The sequence below is a fragment of the Promicromonospora kroppenstedtii DSM 19349 genome, from assembly GCF_000515355.1.
GTDB classification, from domain to species: domain Bacteria; phylum Actinomycetota; class Actinomycetes; order Actinomycetales; family Cellulomonadaceae; genus Promicromonospora; species Promicromonospora kroppenstedtii.
In genome coordinates, this window is sequence record NZ_KI911760.1 from 72,889 (window position 1) to 76,101 (window position 3,213).

General features: G+C 72.4%; 2 protein-coding genes. One reads left to right on the forward strand and one right to left on the reverse strand.

Annotation, left to right across the window (positions count from 1 at the left end; genetic code table 11):
- Nucleotides 1-996, reverse strand: a 996-nt coding sequence (locus PROKR_RS27600; RefSeq protein WP_051433441.1) for a LacI family DNA-binding transcriptional regulator, incomplete at its 3' end; no start/stop codon positions are given.
- A 287-nt stretch (nucleotides 997-1,283) separates the two neighbouring features.
- Between PROKR_RS27600 and PROKR_RS31130 the strand changes: the two genes are divergently transcribed.
- Entirely contained in the window at nucleotides 1,284-3,008 is a 1,725-nt protein-coding gene (locus tag PROKR_RS31130) for a DUF1349 domain-containing protein (protein WP_157602789.1), read from the forward strand.
- Nucleotides 3,009-3,213 lie beyond the last annotated feature (205 nt).

A 3,213-nucleotide genomic window follows, 5' to 3' on the forward strand; every position in this document is an offset into this window, starting at 1 on the left:
GGCGGCCGGACGCCGCGCGTCACGCTCGCGCTCGCGGCGTGGGCCGTCGTCGGACACCAGGCGGGAGAGGAGGTACAGCGCGCGGGCGCCCATCTCCTCGCGTGGCACGGAGAAGCCGGACCACTGCCGGCCGTCGCGGCGCGGGTGATGGGGCTGCCCGAGGAGCAGCACCGACACGTCGTCGGGCACGCGCCGGCCGCGGCGCTCGAGCTCGTCGGCGAGCTCCTCCGGGTGGTTCTCCGGGGCCACGACGACGGCGGTGAAGCGCTGGTCGACGATCTCGGCGGCGGTGGCGGCGACGTCCTCCAGCTCGACGAACCGCGTGGTCAGGCCGTGCGACTTCATCGCGTCGCGGTACCCCTCGACGCGATCGAGCGTGGGCTGGTCCGTGCCGCGCATGCCCACATAGCCGATGCGCTGGTGGCCGTGGGCCACCAGCCGGTCGATCTGCCGCACGGTGCCGCCCACGTAGTCGGCGCCCACGTAGGGCAGCCGGCCGCCGTCGCTGCCGCGCTTGCCGATGAAGACGAACGGGTAGTTGGTGTCGAGCAGGTGCTGCAGCTCGCCGCGGTGCTCGTGCTGCCCGAGGAGCAGGCAGCCGTCGGCGACGCCGAGCCGCTGCCAGCCGTCCCGGGTGAGCCGGCGGCGGCCGTCCGCCACCGGCGCGCTGGTGAACAGCAGGATGTCGACGCCGAGCCGCTCGGCGGCGTGCTCGATCCCGGTGAGGAACGGTCCGTAGAAGTCGCGGCTGGCGCGCGGGAACGTGGCCTCGTACGTGAAGACGCCGAGGATCTGGGCGAGCCCGCCCGCCAGGCGCTGGGCCGCGGGGTTGGCGGTGTAGCCCGTGATGCGGATCGCGTCGAGCACCCGCTGGCGCGTCTCCTCGCTGATCCGCACGCCGGCCGGCGTGCTCCCGTTGAGCACGAACGAGACGGTGGCCTGACTGACGCCGGCCATCGCGGCGACGTCGGTCTGGGTGATGCGGCGACGTGGCACGGCTCCTCCTCGAAACGCCCGGTCGGGTCATCGTTGACATCCGGAGTCTCACGGGGCACCGAGCGCGCGGTCAATCTGATGATGCGCATTATTAGCAGCCGCCCCGCGGGCCTCGTGGCGGGCCGCGCCGCTTGCCCCGGGCACCCTCCGGGTGCCGATGTGGCGCATTATCAGCGGGTTCGTTGATAGATCTGATGACCTGCCTTGACCGCCGCTCCGCTCCGCACGAAGGCTGGCCGCGTCACGACAACCGCGACGTCATGCACCGCGACGAAGGAGTACGCACCATGGCTGTCCTCACCGCGCGCCGGGCTCTGGCCGGCGCAACCCTCGCCCTCCTGGTCACGCTGATACCCGGCGTGACGCAGGCCGCGACGCCCGGGGCGTCCGGGGCCTCAGGCGCGTCCGGGGCGCACGGCGCACCCGGCCCCGGGCTGCCGGTCTTCACCTCGACCGGGGCGATCGTCGACCCGCTCGACGACACGCTGCCGCACAACCCCAACCAGGAGTTCATCTTCCCGTCGGTGTTCCAGGCCGGGGCGCACCTGAGCGACCCGCTGGGCGAGTGGTACGTCTACTACGCGCCGCACGACGACCCGGGCGGCATCAACCTGATGTACGCCGACTCGCTCGACGGGCCGTGGACCCAGTACGAGGGCAGCCCGGTGGTCGCCAACCAGTGGGAGGGCATCTACGACGTGCCGCACGTCTCCTCCCCCGACGCCGTGTGGAACGCCGCCGAGCGCAAGATGTACCTGTACTTCCACGGGGACAACACCGTGACGCGGTACGCGACGTCGACCGACGGCGTCACCTTCGACTACGGCGACGAGGCCGTCACCACCGAGATGGTCGACGCCGCCCAGCCGGGCCGGCACGCCACCGAGACGTCGTACGCGCGGGTCTTCCCCAACCCGGACCGGTCGTCCGCCGACCGCTGGGCGATGCTGTTCATGACCAACTACGACACCAACGTGCGGCACATCAACCTGGCCTACTCCCGCGACGGCAAGGACTGGCAGGTCGAGCCCGAGCCGATCATCACGCCGGGCCCCGCCGAGGGCACCAACGTGTCGGCGGCCGACCTGTGGCGCTGGAAGGGCAAGGACTACATCGTCTACGGCTCGACCGTGGGCACGATCTTCGCGCGGCAGGTCGACCGGACCCTGACCGAGGTGGGCGAGCCCGAGCCGCTGTTCATCCCGCGGCCCGCCCCGCCGGAGGCCGGGCGGGCGTCGTCCCCGCAGCTCGTCACCGAGCGCGGCCGGACGCACCTGATCTACGAGTACGGCGAGCGCTCGCACACGACGATCGGGCACGCGGTGCTCGACCCGGACGGCGTGCGGGACCCGCTCAACACCCGCCCCGAGGACCCGATGTACGCGCAGTGCACCGGCGCGGGCTCCGACGAGCTCGACGGCGCCGCGCTCGACCGCACCCTGTGGTCGACGTCGGTGCGCGGCACGCTGGACCGCTCGGTCGTGGCCGACGGTGCGTGGCGCATCCCCACGTACACCGGCAACTCGACGTCGGCGCCGCTGGTGCTGCAGCCTGTGCCGGAAACACCCTGGGAGGTGACCACGCAGGTCACGCTCGACCCGCAGGTCAACTTCCAGCAGGCAGGGCTGATCGTGCGGCGCGACGACGCCAACTCGGTGCGCATCGACATCTCGCACGTGGACGCCGGCAAGCGGTTCGACTTCGTGTGGCGCAACAACGGCGTGGACCGGAACAACTCCTGGACGGCGGAGGACTCGGCGCTGGCCCCGCCGGAGACGGGCGACACCGTGTGGCTGCGGATCACGAACCACGGCGAGTGGCTGACGGCGTCGTACAGCGTGGACGGCGCGACCTTCGTCAACCTGGGCCGCGCCACGCCGGCCGGCCAGCTCGCCGCGACCGACGTCGGGCCGTTCGCCTACCGGGGCCCGGCTGCGACGCCGGAGCTCACGGCGGCGTTCGACTGGATCCGGTTCACGCCGGACACCGAGGAGCTCGCGGGCTGCGGGTGACGGCGGAGCGGCGCTGCCGGGGCTGGGTAGTCGGCAGAACGTCGGGTGGTCGGTAGAAGGTCAGGTGGTCGGTAGCTCGAGCTGCCGACCACCTGACCTTCTACCGACCACCCTCACGCGGGAGGCCCGCGCGATCCCCGGGAACGCGCCGGGTCAGAGCTCCTCGTACGTCGCCGGGTCCTGACCCGCGGTGCGGCCGTCCGGG